The organism is Oceaniovalibus guishaninsula JLT2003 (assembly GCF_000299575.1).
GTDB lineage: Bacteria > Pseudomonadota > Alphaproteobacteria > Rhodobacterales > Rhodobacteraceae > Palleronia > Palleronia guishaninsula.
Map to the genome: position 1 here is coordinate 12,256 of NZ_AMGO01000012.1, position 17,241 is coordinate 29,496.

The 17,241-nt window shown below is 66.6% G+C and carries 15 protein-coding genes and 1 pseudogene; 8 read left to right on the forward strand and 8 right to left on the reverse strand.

The annotated features are described in order from the left end of the window. The first annotated feature begins 10 nt into the window (after nt 1-10). Nucleotides 11-1,555 carry a tripartite tricarboxylate transporter permease gene (locus OCGS_RS04490; protein ID WP_007426047.1) on the forward strand — a complete coding sequence of 515 codons (1,545 nt, stop codon included), beginning with the start codon at nt 11-13 and terminating at the stop codon, nt 1,553-1,555. 10 nt (nt 1,556-1,565) lie between these two features. Here OCGS_RS04490 and OCGS_RS04495 read toward each other — a convergent pair whose 3' ends face one another. The 8 genes and pseudogenes from OCGS_RS04495 to OCGS_RS04530 form a co-directional block, all read right to left on the reverse strand. Then, nucleotides 1,566-1,793: a formate dehydrogenase subunit delta gene (locus tag OCGS_RS04495; protein WP_040610531.1), complete on the reverse strand. Its 228-nt coding sequence runs from the start codon at nt 1,791-1,793 to the stop codon at nt 1,566-1,568. Then, complete coding sequence (gene fdhD / locus OCGS_RS04500; RefSeq protein WP_007426049.1) at nt 1,783-2,583, reverse strand: formate dehydrogenase accessory sulfurtransferase FdhD; 801 nt, start codon at nt 2,581-2,583, stop codon at nt 1,783-1,785. The genes OCGS_RS04495 and fdhD overlap by 11 nt, the downstream gene beginning before the upstream one ends. A gap of 22 nt (nt 2,584-2,605) precedes the next feature. Further along, nucleotides 2,606-5,500 (reverse strand): formate dehydrogenase subunit alpha, encoded by a 2,895-nt coding sequence (gene fdhF, locus OCGS_RS04505; protein ID WP_007426050.1) that lies wholly within the window; start codon nt 5,498-5,500, stop codon nt 2,606-2,608. After that, nucleotides 5,497-7,020, reverse strand: coding sequence for a formate dehydrogenase beta subunit (locus OCGS_RS04510; protein WP_007426051.1), 1,524 nt, complete (start codon nt 7,018-7,020; stop codon nt 5,497-5,499). The genes fdhF and OCGS_RS04510 overlap by 4 nt, the downstream gene beginning before the upstream one ends. Continuing rightward, nucleotides 7,017-7,493 (reverse strand): formate dehydrogenase subunit gamma, encoded by a 477-nt coding sequence (locus OCGS_RS04515; RefSeq protein ID WP_007426052.1) that lies wholly within the window; start codon nt 7,491-7,493, stop codon nt 7,017-7,019. Before OCGS_RS04515 ends, OCGS_RS04510 begins: the two co-directional genes overlap by 4 nt. A gap of 61 nt (nt 7,494-7,554) precedes the next feature. Beyond that, complete coding sequence (locus OCGS_RS04520; protein ID WP_007426053.1) at nt 7,555-8,463, reverse strand: LysR family transcriptional regulator; 909 nt, start codon at nt 8,461-8,463, stop codon at nt 7,555-7,557. A gap of 34 nt (nt 8,464-8,497) precedes the next feature. Then, a complete protein-coding gene (zapE, locus tag OCGS_RS04525) occupies nt 8,498-9,565 on the reverse strand; it encodes a cell division protein ZapE (protein WP_040610555.1) in 1,068 nt (355 codons plus the stop codon). Between the two features lie 10 nt (nt 9,566-9,575). Next, nucleotides 9,576-10,764 (reverse strand): annotated as a pseudogene (locus OCGS_RS04530) (TIGR03862 family flavoprotein). 36 nt (nt 10,765-10,800) lie between these two features. On the opposite strand from OCGS_RS04530, the gene OCGS_RS04535 reads away from it, so the two are divergent. The 7 genes from OCGS_RS04535 (at nt 10,801) to OCGS_RS04565 (ending at nt 17,235) form a co-directional block, all read left to right on the forward strand. Beyond that, on the forward strand, nt 10,801-11,106 hold the full coding sequence (locus OCGS_RS04535; protein ID WP_040610533.1) for an HNH endonuclease family protein: 306 nt from the start codon (nt 10,801-10,803) through the stop codon (nt 11,104-11,106). Nucleotides 11,107-11,178: 72 nt separating this feature from the next. Beyond that, nucleotides 11,179-12,147 (forward strand): NAD(P)H-dependent flavin oxidoreductase, encoded by a 969-nt coding sequence (locus tag OCGS_RS04540; protein WP_007426057.1) that lies wholly within the window; start codon nt 11,179-11,181, stop codon nt 12,145-12,147. Nucleotides 12,148-12,256: 109 nt separating this feature from the next. After that, entirely contained in the window at nt 12,257-13,282 is a 1,026-nt protein-coding gene (locus OCGS_RS04545) for a TRAP transporter substrate-binding protein (RefSeq protein ID WP_007426058.1), read from the forward strand. Between the two features lie 4 nt (nt 13,283-13,286). Then, on the forward strand, nt 13,287-13,865 hold the full coding sequence (locus tag OCGS_RS04550) for a TRAP transporter small permease subunit (RefSeq protein ID WP_007426059.1): 579 nt from the start codon (nt 13,287-13,289) through the stop codon (nt 13,863-13,865). Nucleotides 13,866-13,870: 5 nt separating this feature from the next. Beyond that, complete coding sequence (locus tag OCGS_RS04555; RefSeq protein WP_007426060.1) at nt 13,871-15,214, forward strand: TRAP transporter large permease; 1,344 nt, start codon at nt 13,871-13,873, stop codon at nt 15,212-15,214. A 66-nt stretch (nt 15,215-15,280) separates the two neighbouring features. Beyond that, on the forward strand, nt 15,281-15,853 hold the full coding sequence (locus tag OCGS_RS04560; protein ID WP_007426061.1) for a TRAP transporter small permease subunit: 573 nt from the start codon (nt 15,281-15,283) through the stop codon (nt 15,851-15,853). Next, nucleotides 15,853-17,235 carry a TRAP transporter large permease gene (locus OCGS_RS04565; RefSeq protein WP_007426062.1) on the forward strand — a complete coding sequence of 461 codons (1,383 nt, stop codon included), beginning with the start codon at nt 15,853-15,855 and terminating at the stop codon, nt 17,233-17,235. The genes OCGS_RS04560 and OCGS_RS04565 overlap by 1 nt, the downstream gene beginning before the upstream one ends. Nucleotides 17,236-17,241 lie beyond the last annotated feature (6 nt).

Consider the following 17,241-nt stretch of genomic DNA (forward strand, 5'->3'; position numbering starts at 1 on the left):
AGGATAGCGTATGGAAACGCTCGGCAATCTGGCGGACGGCTTTGCCGTCGCCCTGACATGGCAGAACATGGCGCTGGCGCTGATGGGCTGCTTTCTGGGCACGATCATGGGGGCGCTGCCGGGCCTTGGGCCATCGAACGGCGTGGCGATCCTGATTCCGCTGGCCTTCACGCTGGGGCTGGGACCGACGCCGTCGCTGATCCTGCTGACCTCGGTCTATTACGGGGCGATGTATGGCGGGCGGATCAGTTCGATCCTGCTGAACATTCCGGGCGACGAACCGGCGATGATGACCTGCCTCGACGGATATCCGATGGCGCAGCAGGGCCGCGCGGGCGAGGCGCTGGCACTGTCGGGCGTCGCGTCCTTCGTCGGGGCGTTCTTCGCGACCTGGGGGCTGGTGCTGCTGGCGCCGCAACTGGTGAAGGTAGCGCTGCTGTTCGGACCGGCGGAATATTTCGCCCTGTTCGCGCTGGCCTTCGCGACCTTGGGGGGAATTTCGTCGACCAACCAGGCCAAGGCGGCCTTTGCCGCGGCACTGGGGCTGGGACTGGCGATGATCGGGGTCGATACGCAGACCGGCGTGCCGCGGTTCACCTTCGGCGAGGTGCATCTTTACGACGGTATCGACTTTCTGGTGGCCATCGTCGGGCTGTTCGCCCTGTCCGAGGTTTTCGTCTTTCTGGAACACCGCGGCACAGACCGCGACATTTCCACCAAGCCGCATGTCGAAATCGGCAGCATCGTGCCGTCCTGGAAACTGCTGGGCCATTGCACGCCGACGATGCTGCGCACCACCGTGCTGGGCTTTGTCGCGGGCGTGCTGCCGGGCGCGGGGGCGTCGCTGGGGTCGTTCATCTCCTATTCGATGGAAAAGCGGCTGGTGGATCGCAAGGGGCTGACCTTCGGCAAGGGCGATCCGCGCGGCGTCGCCGCGCCCGAGGCCGGCAACAACGCCGCCGCGGGGGGCGCGCTGGTGCCGATGCTGGCACTGGGAGTGCCCGGATCGGGGACGACGGCGGTGCTTCTGGCGGTGCTTTTGTCGCTGAACATCACACCGGGGCCGCTGCTGTTCACGCAGAACCCCGATGTCGTCTGGGGCCTGATCGCGGCGCTGTTCATCGGCAACTTCATGCTGCTGGCGATGAATATTCCGATGGTCGGCCTGTTCACCCGCGTGCTGCTGGTGCCGCCGCGAATTCTGATGCCCATCGTCGCGATGGTGTCCTTCGTCGGGATCTACGGCATTTCGGGATCCAGCTTCGATCTGATGGTGATGGTGGGCTTCGGGTTGATGGGATGGGTGCTGCGCAAACTGGACGTGCCGCTGGTGCCGGTCATCCTGGGCACGCTGCTGGGCAACGAGATGGAGGTGAACCTGCGCCGCGCCGTCAACATCTCGGACGGGGATTACACGGTGCTGGTGTCGTCGTGGCTGACGATCGGGCTGTGGACCATCGCCGTCGTCGGCTTTCTGGCGCCGGTGCTGTTCGGCGGCCTGATCCGCCGCCGCATGCGGATGGCCCGCGACGAGGAGGGGTCGCTGAGCGACTGAACCTGCCGGTCTATCCGGCCTCGACCGCCGGCGGCTTCATGGACGCCGCCGCCTGCAAGACCAGCGGATCGAGCCCCGCACCGCCCGAGGCGACATGGGCGTGCAACTGGCGACGCATGCGCGGCTCCCAGAAATCGGTCAGGTGATCGGCGACCTTGCGGGCCTGATCGTGACCGGGCTGGGTGCGGAAGAAGACGGCGATCTGGTTCGCCATATGGATCATCTTGTCAGGCGACATCGGACACCTCGGGGACGACGCGTTGCAGATGCGTATAGAGCACGAACCCGTCCCCCTGCGCGCAGACGGCAAGGGTGATGCCCGCCCCTTCGGCAAGGCGGACGGCATGGGCCGTGGGGGCGGACACGGCAATCAGCATGGGGCATCCGGCGACGGCGCATTTCTGCAACAGTTCGACCGAAAGGCGGCTGGACATCACGATGGCGCCGCCGGCAGGGTCGATGCCCTGACGCAGCAGCGCGCCGATCAGCTTGTCCAGCGCGTTGTGACGGCCCACATCCTCGCGCGCCATGACCATGCCTTCGCCCGGACGCAGAAACCCGGCGGCATGGGTCGCGCGTGTCTTGTCGTGCAGCGGCTGGCAATCGCGCAGCCGGTCCGTCGCCCCCGCGATCTCCGCATGCGCCAGCCGCAGATCGCCGCCGACATGCGGCAGCGGCCGCACGGCTTCTTCCAGCGAATCGATGCCGCAAAGGCCGCATCCCACCGGCCCGGCCATATAGCGGCGGCGGGCCGCGATGGCATCGCGCCGGTCGGGGCGCAGCCAAAGCCGCGCCTCGATCCCGGCGGGATGCTCGGCCAGCTCGAACCCCTCGATCTGGTCGAGCGCCGTCACCGCGCCTTCGGTGAACGCGAAGCCGTGGGCGAAATCGGCAATGTCCATCGGCGTCGCCATCATCACCGCCTGCGTCGAGCCGTCATAGACCATCGCCACCGGCACTTCCTCGGGCAGGGCGCGCTGAACGTCGCGGATGCCGTCGGCCCGGACGGCAACGCCCGCCCGATCCACGGAAGGGGGCCAGCGATCCACCCTATTCGGCCGCCAGGATGCGGCGGGCGCGTTCGGCATGGGCGTTATAGCCTTCCTGCCAGTCGGTCGGACCGTTCGACAGACGCACCTGCACCGCCGTCACCTTGTATTCGGGGCAATTGGTGGCCCAATCCGAATAGTCGGTGGTGATGACGTTGGCCTGCGTGTCGGGGTGGTGGAACGTCGTGTAGACGACGCCGGGACTGACGCGGTCGGTCAGCACAGCGCGCAGCGACGTTTCGCCGGCGCGGCTGGCCAGATGCACCCAGTCGCCGTCGGACACGCCGCGAACCTCCGCGTCGTGGGGATGGATTTCCAGAACGTCCTCGGCATGCCAGACGACGTTTTCGGTCCGCCTCGTCTGTGCGCCCACGTTGTATTGCGACAGGATGCGCCCCGTGGTCAGCAGCAGCGGAAAGCGCGGGCCGGTCCGTTCGTCGGTGGCGACATATTCGGTGACGATGAACCGCCCCCGGCCGCGCACGAAACCATCGACGTGCATCAACGGCGTGCCTTCGGGATGCGCCTCGTTGCAGGGCCACTGGACGGATCCCTTTTCCTCCAGCAGCGCATAATCGACGCCCGCGAAGGAAGGGGTGGTTGCCGCAATCTCGTCCATGATCTGCGCGGGATGGGTGTAGGTCCACCCGGCGCCCATCGCATTTGCCAGAAGCTGCGTCACTTCCCAATCGGCATAGCCGTTGCGCGGCGCCATCACGCGGCGGACGCGGTTGATGCGCCGTTCGGCATTGGTGAAGGTGCCGTCCTTTTCCAGAAAGGTCGAACCGGGCAGAAAGACATGCGCGTAATTCGCCGTCTCGTTCAGGAACAGGTCGTGCACGATCACGCATTCCATCGCGGCCAGCCCGGCAGCGACATGCTTGGTGTCGGGATCGGATTGCAGGATATCCTCGCCCTGGCAATAAAGGCCCTTGAACGTCCCCTCGACGGCGGCGTCCAGCATGTTGGGAATGCGCAGGCCCGGTTCGGGGTCGATGGGCACGCCCCATGCCTCCTCGAAGATCGCGCGGACATCGGGGTTCTTGACGTGGCGATAGCCGGGCAGTTCGTGCGGGAAGCTGCCCATGTCGCACGAGCCTTGCACGTTGTTCTGGCCGCGCAGCGGGTTCACGCCCACGCCGGGCCTGCCGATATTGCCGGTCAGCATGGCAAGGTTGGCGATCCCCATGACGGTGGTGGATCCCTGACTGTGCTCGGTCACGCCCAGCCCGTAATAGATGGCCCCGTTGCCGCCCGTGGCGTAAAGGCGCGCGGCGGCACGCAGGTCGTCCGGGTTCACGCCTGTCAGCATCGCCGTCGCCTCGGGGCTGTGGCGCGGATCGGCGACGAAGGCGGCATAGTCCTGAAACTCGTCCCAGTCGCAGCGTTCGCGGATGAACGCCTGATCCATCAGCCCTTCGGTCACGATCACATGCGCCATTGCCGTGACAACGGCGACATTGGTGCCCGGCCGCAGCGGCAGGTGGTGCGCGGCGCGGATATGCGGGGACTTGACCAGGTCGATCCGGCGCGGGTCGATGACGATCAGCCGGGCGCCTTGGCGCAGCCGCTTTTTCAGCCGGCTGGCAAAGACGGGATGTCCGTCGGTGGGGTTGGCGCCGATGACGACCACGACATCCGCATGCGCGACGCTGTCGAAATCCTGGGTGCCGGCGGATGTGCCGAATGCCTGCCCCAGACCGTAGCCCGTGGGCGAGTGGCAGACGCGGGCGCAGGTGTCGGTGTTGTTGTTGCGAAAGACCGCGCGGGCCAGCTTCTGCACCAGATACGTTTCCTCGTTGGTGGAGCGGCTGGAGGTGATGACCCCGATGCTGTTGCGGCCATAGCGGTCCTGAAGGCCGCGCATCCGCCGGGCGGCGAATGTCAGCGCCTCGTCCCAACCAACCTCGCGCCACGGCTGGTCGATGCGGTCGCGGATCATCGGGTTCAGGATGCGGTCCTTGTGGTTGGCATAGCCATAGGCGAAGCGTCCCTTGACGCAGCTATGCCCGCGATTGGCCTTGCCGTGCTTGTAGGGCACCATGCGCACCAGCCGGTCGCCGTTTAGTTCCGCCTTGAAAGAACAGCCGACCCCGCAATAGGCGCAGGTCGTGATGACCGACCGCTGCGGCGTGCCCAGTTCGATCACGCTTTTTTCCTGCAAGGTGGCGGTGGGGCAGGCCTGGACGCAGGCGCCGCACGAGACGCAATCGGAGGCCAGCGCATCGTCGGTGCGCGCGCCGAAGGACACACGGCTGTCGAAGCCGCGCCCTTCGATCGTCAGCGCGAACGTGCCCTGCACCTCGTCGCAGGCGCGCACGCAGCGGCTGCATACGATGCACTTGGCCGGATCGTAGGTGAAATAGGGGTTGCTTTCGTCCTTGGGGATATAGGCCGGATTGACCTGCCCCGACGTGTCGCGCGTGCGGAAGTGGTTGGCCGCGTCCCGCCCCGCCGGTGCACGATACCGCACGTCGCGCAGGCCGACCATTCCGGCCATGTCCTGCAATTCGCAATCCCCGTTGGCCGAGCATGTCAGGCAGTCGAGCGGATGGTCCGATATGTAAAGCTCCATCACACTGCGCCTCAGCTTGACGATTTTAGGCGTCTGCGTGTGCACCACCATGCCGGGGGTCACGGGCGTCGTGCACGAAGCGGGCGTGCCGCGACGGCCCTCGATCTCGACCGCGCAGAGGCGGCAGGATCCGAACGCTTCCATATTGTCCGAGGCGCAGAGTTTGGGGATTTGCAGGCCCGCCTCGGCCGCGGCGCGCATGACGCTGGTGCCTTCGGGCACGGTCACGTCGAAGCCGTCGATGGTCAGCGTGACGGGCGGTCCTTCGCGAGCCGGCGTGCCCATGTCAGCGTCGTCCCACGGGATGATGAAATCCTTCATTCGGCGGCCTCCTTCGCGGTGGCGAAATCTTCGGGAAAGTGGGTCAGCGCGGACATGACCGGGAAGGGCGTGAATCCGCCCAGCGCACATAGCGATCCGTCGCGCATCGTGTCGCAAAGGTCGGTCAGCAGCGCCGCCGCCCCGGCATCGCCCTGTGCGATCCGGTCGATCGTCTCGACGCCGCGCACGGCGCCGATGCGGCAGGGTGTGCATTTGCCGCAGCTTTCGATGGCGCAGAATTCCATCGCGAAGCGGGCCATCTTCAGCATGTCGGCGCTGTCGTCGAAGACGACGATTCCGGCATGACCGATCAACCCGCCCTGGCCGTCGAATTCCTCGTATCCGAAGGGCGTGTCGAACTTGGCGGGCGGCATGTAGGCGCCCAGCGGCCCGCCGACCTGCACGGCCTTCACCGGCCGGCCCGATGCAGTGCCGCCGCCGACATCGTTGACAAGATCGCCCAGCGGCATCCCGAATGCCGTCTCGAACAAGCCGCCGTGGCGGACATTGCCGGCGATCTGGATCGGCATCGTGCCGCGCGACCGGCCCAGCCCGAAATCGGCATAGTGCCGCGCGCCCTTTTCGAAGATCACGGGGACCGTGGCCAGACTGATGACGTTGTTGACCACGGTGGGGCGGCCCATGAACCCCTCCAGCGCGGGCAGCGGCGGCTTGGCGCGCACCACGCCGCGCTTGCCTTCGAGGGAGTTGAGCAGCGACGTTTCCTCGCCGCAGACATAGGCCCCGGCACCGACGCGCACCTCGATATCGAAGATCTTGCCGGAACCAAGGACATCGCCCAGCACCCCTGCACGACGCGCGATGTCCAGCGCGTCCTGCATGACGGCGATGGCGTCGGGATACTCGCTGCGGATATAGACGTAGCCCCTGGTCGCCCCGACGCCCAACCCGGCGATGGCCATTCCCTCGATCAGGGTGAACGGATCGCCTTCCATGATCATGCGGTCGGCAAAGGTGCCGCTGTCGCCCTCGTCGGCATTGCAGACGATGTATTTCCGCGGGCCGGGGGCGCTCAGGACGGTGTTCCACTTGATTCCGGTCGGAAACCCGGCACCGCCGCGACCGCGCAGGCCCGATGCCGTCACCTCGGCCACGATTGCGTCGGGCATCATCGACAGCGCGCGGCGCAGCCCCGCCAGACCGCCATGCGCTTCGTAATCCGCCAGATCCAGCGGGTCGATCACGCCGCATCTGGCAAAGGTCAGCCGCGTCTGGCGCTTCATCCAGTCCAGTTCCGCAATCGGGCCCAGCGCCTTGGGGTGTGTCTGCGGATCGTTTAGCAGGGCGGCGACATCGGCAGGGCCGAGCGGCCCGAAGCCGTGCCGGATGCCGTCGATCTCGATCTCGACAAGCGGCTCCAGCCAGATCATGCCGCGCGTGCCGTTGCGGATCAGCGTCAGGTCCAGCCCGCGCCGTGCCGCCTCGGCCCGTAGGGCATCGGCCACGGCATCGGCGCCGACTGCCTTGGCGGCGCTGTCGCGGGGGATATAGAACTTCATGTGCGCACCTCGTCCAGCACCGCGTCCAGCCGCGCGGCGTCCATCCGGCCCCGCACCTTGCCGTCGATCATCACGGCGGGGGCGCACGCGCAAAGGCCCAAGCAATAGACAGGTTCGACCGTGACGGCGCCGTCCTGCGTGGTGCCGTGCCATTCGACACCCAGCCGGGCCAGCGCGGATGCGGCTAGATCGTCCGATCCGACCGACTGGCAGGCTTCGGCGCGGCATATCTTCAGAACGTGGCGGCCGGCGGGCATGTCGCGGAAGTCGTGATAGAACGACATGACGCCATGCAGTTCGGCCGCGGTGATGTTCAGCGCCGCCGCGATGGCCGGCCGCACGTTTTCGGGCACGCACCCGTATTCGGTCTGAAACGCATGCAGGATCGGCAGCAACGGCCCCTCCAGATGCAGATGCGCCGAAACGATGGCGGCGACATCGTCGGGCCGGGGGGCGGGGGCGTGTGGCGTCATGCAGGCATCCTTTGGGCCAGCATGACCCATGGCGCGGCAGGCGATCAATAAGGCTGTTCCGTCAGGCGATCGGGGATCCCGAACGACCGGATCCCGCAACGCGACCCGCTTCGCGCAGCAGCGCCTCGACCAGGGGGCTGCGCGGATCGCGGCGGGGCACGATCAGGCCGACCGGCTGTGCGCGCGCCCCGCCCGTCAGCGGCACCAGCGCGACATCGGTGCCCCCGCCGAGAAACCCCGCCATGTCCGCGGGCAGGACCGTCATGCAGCCGCCCGCCGCGACGCTGGCCACCAGCGCGATGATCGAGTTCGTTTCGACCGCCGTGACAGGCGCGATGCCGCATTCGGCGAAGATGGCGTTCAGGATCCGGCGGTTCTGCATGTCGGGGGTAAGCAGCGCCAGCGCCTTGCCGTCGAGTTCCTTCCAGTCGAGGCTGGCCGCCCGCGCCAGCGGCGCGTCGCGGGGGCAGACCAGCATATAGGTTTCGTCGTAAAACGAGGCCGTATCCACCCGACGCAGCGGTTCGTTGTCCAGATAGGTGATGCCGGCATCGACCTCGAACGTTTCCATCAGGCCGACGATTTCGCGCGACGTGCGCGACAGGATGGTGAAACGGGTTTCGGGATGCTTGCGCATGAACGCGGCGGACAGACGCGCGGCCCAGGGCAGCGCGGTGGGAATGACCGCCAGCCGCAAGTCGCCCGACAGGCCATCGCGCATGACGCGCATTTCCTCGTGCAGCTGCCGCGCATCCTCGACCAGACGTTGCGCGCGGGGCAGGGCGATCTGCCCCTCCGATGTCAGCCCGCCGAAACGCGATCCGCGCAGCACAAGCTGAACCCCGAGCTGTTCCTCGAGCTGCTTGATTCCCGCCGACAGCGTCGGCTGCGAGATGTTGAGGCTTTCGGCCGCGCGGCCGAAATGGCCCTCGCGGGCGACGGCGATGAACATTTCCAGCTTGTCGAGCATGATCGGAAAGACTGATCCGCCGCCGGGGGCGGTGTCAATCCGCGCGCCATCCGTCTGACTGCATCTCGGCCAGGCGCGACGCGGTGCGCGCGAATTCGAATGCGCCCTCGCCCTCGACATAAAGACTGTCCGGCACGTCGGCGGCAGACATGACCAGCCGCACCCTGCCTTCGTAAAGCGCGTCGATCAGCGTGACGAAGCGGCGCGCCTCGTTGTAGTTTTCGGACGAAAGACGCGGCACGCCTTCCAGGATCAGCACGTCGATCGCATCGGCCAGCGCCAGATAATCCGCCGCCCCCAGCGGACGCCCGCAGAGATCCCAGAATGTCGCGCGGGCTACGCCGTTCGCGAAGGCGGGCAGCACGACGTCGCGGCCCGCCACCCGCAACGTCAGTTCGGTGCCCGGCTTACCCGCAAGGTCGTTCCAGATGGCATCCATCGCCCTGCGCGCATCCGCGTCGTGCGGCACGAAATAGGCGGCCGATCCGCCGTCGCGATCCTGCCGCCAATCGCGGGGCGAGGCGAGTTCGACAACCTCCATCCGGTCTTCCAGAAGGGCGATGAAGGGCAGGAAAAGCTGGCGGTTCAGCCCGTCCTTGTAAAGACCGCCGGGGGGGCGGTTGGATGTGGTGACGATGACGACGCCATTGGCGAACAGACGCTCGAACAACCGGCCGACGATCATCGCGTCGGTGATGTCACCGATCTGCATCTCGTCGAAGCACAGCAGCCGCAGACCGTCCGACATCTCGTCGGCGACGGGCAGGATCGCGTCGTCCACGCCGCGCTTGCGGGCCTTGGCGATGCCGGCGTGAACCTCCTGCATGAAGGCGTGGAAATGAGCGCGGCGCTTGCCCTCGATGCCGATGTTACCGAAGAACAGGTTCATCAGCATCGACTTGCCCCTGCCCACCCCGCCCCAGAGGTAGAGACCGCGCAGGGCCGGCGGTTCGGACCGGCGGAACCAGCCGCGGCGGGCGGGGCGGGCCTGCAAGCCTCCGGCCAGCCTGTCGAAATGCGTCAGCACGGCCCGCTGCGCCGGATCGTCGGTCACGGCACCGTCGGCGACCTGCCGGTCGTAGATGTCGGTGAAATCGCTCATCATGCTGCCCTTACAGCCGCCCGCGCCCGGCGGAAAGCGGGGTTGCGCCCGCCAGCCACCGCGCCGCCGCCCGTCCCGCATGGCGGCCCGTCGCAAGGCAGGCCGTCAGCAGATAGCCGCCGGTGGGCGCTTCCCAGTCCAGCATCTCGCCCGCAGCCCAGATGCCGGGCAGGGCGGTCAGCATCAGCCCGTCATCGACGGCGTCCCAGCGCACGCCCCCGGCCGAAGAAATCGCTTCGTCCAGCGGGCGCAGACCCCCGTGACGGACCGGCAGGCGCTTGAGGATGGCAGGATCGCGCGGAAAGGGACGGGCGAATTCCAGCGCCAGCGCGCGGGCGGCAGGCGGCAGGCCCAGCCCCTTGCGCAGCCGGTTGCCGAGCGATCCGGTGGCGGTCGCCAGTCGCGCGCGAATGCGGTCCTTGGACCGGTCCGGCAGCAGATCGAGCGTCAGATCGGCCCCTTCGAGCACGTCGCGGCTGACGGCATAGATGGCGCCCCCTTCCAGCCCCCGGCGCGTCAGGACGCATTCGCCGCGCATCCGTGTCGTGCCGGCAGACAGGACGACATTCTTCAACGGCGTGCCGAAGAAGGGGGCCATGTGGTCCGACCAGTCCACCGTCAGCCCGGCATTGGCAGGCTGGAACGGCACCACCGCGATCCCCCGTTCGGTCAACCAGGGCACCCACGCGCCATCCGATCCCAGCCTCCGCCAGCTTGCCCCCCCCCAGGGCCAGCACAGTCGCGTCGGGGGTCGCGGTCGCGGCACCGTCGGGCGTGTCGAACCGCAGGGCGGCCCCCTCGAAACCCATCCAGCGCCAGCGTGTGCGCCGTTCCACCCCCAGCGCATCGAGCCGCCCGGCCCAGGCGCGCAACAGCGGCGACGCCTTCATCGCCACGGGAAAAACGCGGCCCGACGATCCGGTGAACACGTCCTGCCCGAGGTCGCGCGCCCAGCCCTGAACGGCGGCGTTGTCGAACTGCGCCACGATCCGCGCCACGGCCGGACAGCGATAGGCGGCCAGCAGATCGGCCAAGGGTTCGTCCTTGGTCAGGTTCAGGCCCGATTTGCCGGCCATCAGGAACTTGCGCCCGATGGACGGCTTCGCCTCGGCCAGCACAACGCGGTGTCCGGCGCTGGCCAACTCGCCCGCCGCCATCAGGCCCGCCGGTCCGCCCCCGATCACCCATGCTTCGGCCATCTTGCCCCCCGCCACGGCCGCACCGACATTGGCGGCATGACCGATCCCGTCTGTCCGCTCTGCCTGCGTCCGATCCCGCCCGGCGCGCGGCAAAGCCTGCATCACCTGACGCCGAAGCTGCGCGGTGGCAAGGGCGGGCCGACCGTGCTGCTGCACCAGATCTGCCATAACGAGATCCACGCGACGCTGACGGAAACCGAACTGGCCCGCGATTATGCGACGCCCGACCGCCTGCGCGCGCATCCGCGTCTGGCCGCCTTCGCCGCATGGGTCGCCAAGCGGCCGCCGACGTTTCACAGCAAGACGCCGGGCGGCAAGCGGGCGGCGCGCAGGCGGCGCTGAGCCATGCTGACGGCGCGTTTCGATGGCGCGACGCAAGGATGACGGTTATGCCGGGCAAAAAAGGAGATTGCCTTGGCCCTGCCCGACATCCTGAGCCGCCTGCGTCTGCCCGTGGTCGGCGCACCGCTTTTCATCGTCTCGACCCCCGAACTGGTCATCGCCCAGTGCAAGGCAGGGATCGTCGGCAGCTTTCCGGCGCTAAACGCCCGTGAAAAGCCGGGCGAGCCGGTGATGCTGGAGGCATGGCTGGCGCAGATTACCGAGGCACTGGCCAAGCATGACCGCGACCATCCCGACCGGCCGGCGGCACCCTTTGCCGTCAACCAGATCGTCCATCGGTCGAACGCCCGGCTGGAGCGGGACATCGAGATTTGCGCGCGCTGGAAGGTGCCGATCTGGATCACCTCGCTGGGTGCCCGCCCCGAGGTGAACGAGGCCGCCCATGCCTGCGGGGGCATCGCGCTGCATGACATCATCGACGACCGTTTCGCCCGCAAGGCCATCGAGAAGGGCGCCGATGGCCTGATCGCGGTCGCGGCTGGCGCGGGCGGCCATGCCGGCGCGCTGTCGCCGTTCGCCCTGGTGCGCGAGATCCGCGATTGGTTCGACGGCCCGCTGCTGTTGTCGGGATCCATCGCTACGGGCGCGGGGGTGCTGGCGGCCCGCGCGATGGGTGCGGATCTGGCCTATATCGGATCGCCCTTCATCGCGACGGAAGAAGCCGATTCCGCCCCTGAATACAAACAGATGATCGTCGAGGGTCGGGCAAGCGACATCGTGACATCGGCCCTGTTCACCGGCATTTCCGGCAATTATCTGCGTCCGTCCATCGTGCGCGCGGGCCTAGACCCCGATGCCTTGCCGCAGGCGGGCGATCCGATGAGCTTTGCAGGCGGATCGTCCAAGGCGAAGGCGTGGAAGGACATCTGGGGCGCGGGGCAGGGCATCGGCGCGGTCAAGGCGGTCGAGCCTGCGGCGCGGATGATCGACCGACTGGCGGCGGAATACGCTGCGGCGAAGGAGAGGCTGCTGACGTCTTGATCCGCAGCCGGGCGGCGGAAATCTCTTGCAATCCGTGGCACTGTCGCGCCTCATCGGGGAAAATCCGCGTCCTGTCGGGCGCGGGTTCACTTCACGGGGGGAACCGACCATGACGACGATTATGCGCAACCGCCTTCTTGCCACCGCCATCGCCGCCCTTCTGCCGGGTGCGGCGCTGGCGCAGCAGGTGCTGACGTTCCAGTCGTCGGATCCGGCGGGCAATCCGAATTTCGAGTTGCAGAAAGAGCTTTTCGCCGACGCCGTGAAGGAGAAGACCGGCGGCGAGCTCGAGGTGGAGCTTCTGCCGGTCGGGTCCATCGTCGAATACAACGAAACGCAGGAGGCGGTCGGCGCCGGCATCCTGCAAGGCCACATCACCGACACATCCTATTTCGCCGGCAAGGATCCGGCCTTCGGGCTGATCGCCAACCCAGTCGGCGCGTGGTCGGACCCGGCCGAAATGTTCGCCTTCATGGAAGAAGGCGGCGGCAAGGAGTTGATGAACGATCTGCTGGAACCCTACAACCTACACTTCATCGGGCCTTCGACGCCGGGGCTGGAAGCGCTGGTGTCGAAGGTGCCGCTGGAAGGGGTGGACGACCTCGAGGGATTGAAGATGCGCGCGCCGGAAGGCCTGGTGCAGCAGGTCTTCGCCGCCGCCGGGGCGTCGCCGGTGAACCTGCCGGGGTCCGAGGTTTTCACTTCGCTCGACAAGGGCGTGATCGACGCGGCGGACTATTCCGTCTTCTCGACCAACCAAGCGCAGGGGTTGCATGACGTCGCGCCGAACCCGGTCTATCCGGGCTTTCACTCGATGCCGATGGTCGAAGTGTCGATGAATCTGGATGCCTGGAACGGCCTGACGGACGACCAGCGTGCCGCCATCGAGGAGGCCGCGAAGGAGTTCCGCGAACAGCAGGTCGCACGGTTGGCCGAAGCGGACAGGGAGGCCGTCGAGGAAGCCGAGGCGGGCGGAGCGGTCACGGTCTGGGATTGGCCGGCCGAGGAACGCGCGCGGTTCCGCACCATCGCCATGGGCCAGTGGCAGGGCATCGCCGATCAGTCCGAGAATGCGCAGAAGGTCAACGATGCGCTGACGGCCTATCTGCGCGACGCGGGCCTGCTGGCCGAATAGGACGATGCGCGGGCGCGAAGACATCGACGTGGCGGCAACGTCCGAGGCGCTGCCCCATACCGCCCTATCCGAAGTGCCGCCCGAATCGGGCGTGTTCGGCCGGGCGGTCGATGCGCTGGGCATCGTCTTTGCCTGCTTCTTTCTGATCTCGACCGCGATCATCCTTTACGAGATCGTCGCGCGCTATGTCTTCAATTCGCCCACCAACTGGGTGCACGAGACGACGACGTTCCTGTGTGGCGTCAGTTTCATCTTCGGCGGCCTCTATGCGCTCAGCCGGGACAAGCATATCCGCGTGGTGCTGATCTACGATGCGGTGCCGCCCGCCGGGCGGCGCTGGCTGAACGTGGCGCTGTCGGTCGTGGGACTTGTGACGATGGTGTTCTTCGCCATCGCGTCCTGGCAGAACACCTCGAACGCCATCTTCACGCCGCAGGGCGATTTCCGGCTGGAAACGTCCGGGTCCGCCTGGAACCCGGCCTATCCGGGCATGGTCAAGCTGTTCCTTTTCATCGTCATCGTCGCGATGGCGGCGCAGTTCGTGGTGCTGATCGTGAACTATGCCCGCGGCAAGGGCGGCTGAGCGGCATGGAATTCGCCTTCGATCTGGGCTTTTTCGGGTCGCTGAAAGGCATGGGCATCGAGGCGGGATCGGTGCTTATGCTGGCGATGCTGCTGATCCTGCTGGTCACGGGGCTGCCGCTGGCCTTCGTGACGCTGCTGGTCGCCCTGATCTTCGCGCTTGGCTGGTTCGGTCCGATGGCGGTGCCGCTGATCACCAGCCGCATCTTTTCCTTTGTCGGCGCCTATGTCTTCGTGGCGGTGCCGATGTTCGTGCTGATGGCGTCCATACTGGACCGATCCGGCATCGCGCGGGATCTGTTCGACGTGATGAAGCTGATCGGCGGGCGCGTTCGCGGCGCGCTGGCGGTGCAGACGCTGTTCGTCGCCGTGCTGCTGGCCGCGATGAGCGGGATCATCGGCGGCGAGATCGTGCTGCTGGGCCTGCTGGCGCTGCCGCAGATGCTGCGGCTGGGCTATGACCGGTCGCTTGCCATCGGGGTTGTCTGCGCGGGCGGCGCGCTGGGAACGATGGTGCCGCCATCCATCGTGCTGATCATCTACGGATTGACGGCCAACGTCTCGATCTCGGACCTGTTCACCGCGTCCTTCACGCCGGGCTTCATGCTGGCGGGGTTCTATGCGGCCTATATCCTGATCCGCGCGTGGTGGAATCCGCGCCTGGCCCCCATCATCGGCGAGGGTGAGACGCCCGACATGAACATGACGCGCCTGATCGTCGGGCTGGCGCTGCCGCTTGGCGTCATCGTGATGGTTCTGGGGTCGATCTATGGCGGCATCGCGTCCGTGACCGAAGCATCGGGCCTGGGCGTCGTCGGGGTTATCCTGTCCACGCTGGTGCGTGGCGAGCTGACGGCTAGGCTGATGCGCGACGCGGCGCTTCAGACGCTGGCGACCTGCGGCATGATCGTCTGGATCGGCATCGGCGCGTCGGCGCTGATCGGGGTCTACAACCTGATGGGCGGCAACCGCTTCGTCGCCTCGACGCTGATCGGGATTTCCGACAACCGGCTGATGATCCTGCTGTTCATGATGGCCATCCTGATCGTGCTGGGACTGTTTCTGGACTGGGTCGGCATCGCGCTGCTGACGATGCCGATCTTCGTGCCCATCGTGAAGGATCTGGGCTACGATCCCGTCTGGTTCGGCGTGCTGTTCGCGATGAACATGCAGGTCAGCTTTCTGTCGCCGCCATTCGGACCGGCGGCGTTCTATCTGAAATCGGTGGCGCCGCCCGATATTTCGCTGTCCGACATCTTCAAGGCGCTGGTGCCCTTCATCGGCCTTCAGATCCTGGCCCTCGGACTGCTGATCGCGTTTCCGGGTATCGCGATGTGGTGGCAGGGCTGACGCGCGCGGCGTTGTGAGGCTGCGCGTTTCGTGTCAAAGCGCGCGGCAGGGATTTCCGGGGGTCACATGAACGCCATCGCGGCGGCCATCCGCATCATATCGGGCATCAACATCGCCGTCGGGCGGGTATTCGCCTGGCTGTCTCTGGGGATCGTCGTGGTCTGCTTCACCGTCGTGGTGCAGCGCTATGTGTTCTCGGTCAGCTATCTCTGGATGCAGGATCTCTATATCTGGCTGAACGGCGCGATGTTCACGGCCGTGGCCGGGTTCGCCCTGCAACGCGACGATCATGTGCGCGTGGACATCTTCTATCGCCCGGCCAGTTTGCGGTGGAAGGCGATGATCGATCTGGTGGGGGTCTGCGTCTTCCTGCTGCCCTTCGTGATCGTGGTGTTCGTCTATGCGCTGCCCTTCGTCGAACGGTCGTGGGGCTTGCGCGAAGGATCGTCCAACGTGGGCGGCATGCCGGGCTTGTTCGTGCTGAAGTCGTTCGTTCTGGTCTTTGCCGTTCTGGTCGGCTTGCAGGGGGTGGCGATGGCGTTGCGATCCATCCTCGTTCTGGGCGGGCGGCAGGATCTGCTGCCGGTGCGGCTGCGGTATGAGGGGGCGGCGCATGTCCCCGGCGAGGATCCGGCCTGATGGACAGCGTTCTGCTGGGCGAGCTTCTGTCGGGGCTGATGTTCTTCGGAATCATCGCGTTTCTGATGCTGGGCTTTCCGGTTGCCTTCACGCTGGCGGGCGTGTCGTTGATGTTCGGCTTCGTAGGCTGGGGGCTGGGAGTGTTCGATCCCAGCAATTTCGGCAGCCTGCCCAACCGCTATATCGGCTTCATGTCCAGCGAGGTGCTGGTGGCGGTGCCGCTGTTCATCTTCATGGGGGTGATGCTGGAACGGTCGCGCATCGCCGAACAGTTGCTGCTGACGATGTCCAAGCTTTTCGGCAACCTGCGCGGCGGGCTGGGGCTGTCGGTGGTGCTGGTTGGCGCGATGCTGGCGGCCTCGACCGGCGTGGTGGGCGCGACGGTGGTGACGATGGGGCTGATCTCGCTTCCCGCGATGCTGCGGGCGGGCTACGATCCGAAACTTGCCACCGGGGTCATCTGCGCCAGCGGCACGCTGGGCCAGATCATTCCGCCGTCCACGGTGCTGATCTTCATGGGCGACATGCTGTCGGGGATCAACAGTCAGGTGCAGATGGCCAAAGGCAATTTCGCTCCGACCCCGGTTTCGGTGGGCGATCTGTTCGCCGGTGCGCTGCTGCCGGGATTCCTGCTGGTGGCGCTTTACGGCGGCTGGGTCGCGTTCAAGGCGATCACCGATCCGCAATCGTGCCCCGCGACGCCCGTGCCGCCCGAAGAACGCAAGGATCTGGTGCGCGAGGTCGTCGTCGCGCTGGTTCCGCCGATGTTGCTGATCCTTGCCGTCCTGGGGTCCATTCTGGGGGGCATCGCCACCCCGACCGAAGCGGCGTCGGTGGGTGCGGTGGGCGCGATGGTGCTGGCCGCCATGCGCTGGCGGCTGTCGTTGCCGATCCTGCAAGAGACCGTCATCGCGACCGCGACCATCACCTCGATGGTGTTCATCATCCTGTTCGGCGCATCGGTCTTTTCCATCGTGTTCCGCCTGATGGGCGGCGACAATCTGGTGCACGAAATTCTGACATCGCTGCCCGGCGGCGCGCTGACCGCGATCCTGGCGGTCATGGCGCTGATGTTCGTGCTGGGCTTCATCCTCGACACGTTCGAGATCATCTTCATCGTCATCCCGATCACCGCCCCGGTGCTGCTGGCACTGGACGTGAATCCGGTCTGGCTGGGGGTGCTGGTCGGGATGAACCTGCAAACGTCGTTCCTGACGCCGCCCTTCGGTTTCGCGCTGTTCTATTTGCGGGGCGTCGCGCCCGACACGCTGCCGACCTCGGCCATCTATCGCGGGATCATCCCCTTCGTGCTGTTGCAGATCGTCGGAATCTCCATCCTGTTCCTCTTTCCGGGTATCGTGACATGGTTGCCGGGCTTGTAAGGCGCA

Bases quoted from the DNA above. Each gene is read 5' to 3' on its own strand.
- OCGS_RS04490 (WP_007426047.1), top strand. From the start codon at position 11: ATGGAAACGCTCGGCAATCTGGCGGACGGCTTTGCCGTCGCCCTGACA.
- OCGS_RS04495 (WP_040610531.1), bottom strand. From the start codon at position 1,793: ATGTCGCCTGACAAGATGATCCATATGGCGAACCAGATCGCCGTCTTC.
- fdhF (WP_007426050.1), bottom strand. From the start codon at position 5,500: ATGAAGGATTTCATCATCCCGTGGGACGACGCTGACATGGGCACGCCG.
- OCGS_RS04510 (WP_007426051.1), bottom strand. From the start codon at position 7,020: ATGAAGTTCTATATCCCCCGCGACAGCGCCGCCAAGGCAGTCGGCGCC.
- OCGS_RS04515 (WP_007426052.1), bottom strand. From the start codon at position 7,493: ATGACGCCACACGCCCCCGCCCCCCGGCCCGACGATGTCGCCGCCATC.
- OCGS_RS04520 (WP_007426053.1), bottom strand. From the start codon at position 8,463: ATGCTCGACAAGCTGGAAATGTTCATCGCCGTCGCCCGCGAGGGCCAT.
- zapE (WP_040610555.1), bottom strand. From the start codon at position 9,565: ATGAGCGATTTCACCGACATCTACGACCGGCAGGTCGCCGACGGTGCC.
- OCGS_RS04535 (WP_040610533.1), top strand. From the start codon at position 10,801: ATGACCGATCCCGTCTGTCCGCTCTGCCTGCGTCCGATCCCGCCCGGC.
- OCGS_RS04545 (WP_007426058.1), top strand. From the start codon at position 12,257: ATGACGACGATTATGCGCAACCGCCTTCTTGCCACCGCCATCGCCGCC.
- OCGS_RS04550 (WP_007426059.1), top strand. From the start codon at position 13,287: ATGCGCGGGCGCGAAGACATCGACGTGGCGGCAACGTCCGAGGCGCTG.
- OCGS_RS04555 (WP_007426060.1), top strand. From the start codon at position 13,871: ATGGAATTCGCCTTCGATCTGGGCTTTTTCGGGTCGCTGAAAGGCATG.
- OCGS_RS04560 (WP_007426061.1), top strand. From the start codon at position 15,281: ATGAACGCCATCGCGGCGGCCATCCGCATCATATCGGGCATCAACATC.
- OCGS_RS04565 (WP_007426062.1), top strand. From the start codon at position 15,853: ATGGACAGCGTTCTGCTGGGCGAGCTTCTGTCGGGGCTGATGTTCTTC.